Genomic DNA, 556 nt, shown 5'->3' with positions numbered 1-556 from the left:
ATTTCAAGGTGTTGAGCCGCTAAACCAAGTAATTGGTTACGTGCTGCCATTAAAGCGTCATGCCCCAAGTTACCTTGGTCTACCAATTCAAAGTCGAAACCGTTCGCTGTACCTAGCTCGACAATGGCTGGCAGGTTAAAGGCATATATCATTGCCTCTTGTTTTTGTGACAAAGCGATATTGGCACGTTGAACAATTGCCTCAACGTGGTTTTCATCGCCTTTACGTTCGCTCCAGTTTTTCAACACGACGAACGCCAGACCCATGTTTTGGCCTTGACCTGCGAAGCTAAAGCCACCAACGGTAAATACTGATTCTACATTACGTTTTTCGTCTGTATGGAAGTAAGTGTTAACTTCATCCAATACGGCTTGTGTTTGCTCTTGCGTTGATCCCGGTGGTAATTGAACCATCGCTAAGAATACCCCTTGGTCTTCTTCGGGTAAGAAGGAAGAGGGGAGACGAATAAACATTAATGCCATGCCAGCCACTAAGATCAAATAGATGATCAAGTAACGGCCTGTACCATTCAGCATACGGCTAACACTATCAGTAT

1 protein-coding gene is annotated in these 556 nt (G+C 44.6%); it reads right to left on the bottom strand.

The features are described 5' to 3' along the window. The coding region (locus ABN217_RS20065) for an efflux RND transporter permease subunit (protein ID WP_349459976.1) at positions 1-556 on the bottom strand (556 nt) is incomplete at both ends.

It is taken from the genome of Proteus sp. fly-1067 (assembly GCF_040139345.1).
Lineage (GTDB): Bacteria > Pseudomonadota > Gammaproteobacteria > Enterobacterales > Enterobacteriaceae > Proteus > Proteus vulgaris_B.
This window is presented reverse-complemented; position numbering and strand designations above follow the sequence as displayed.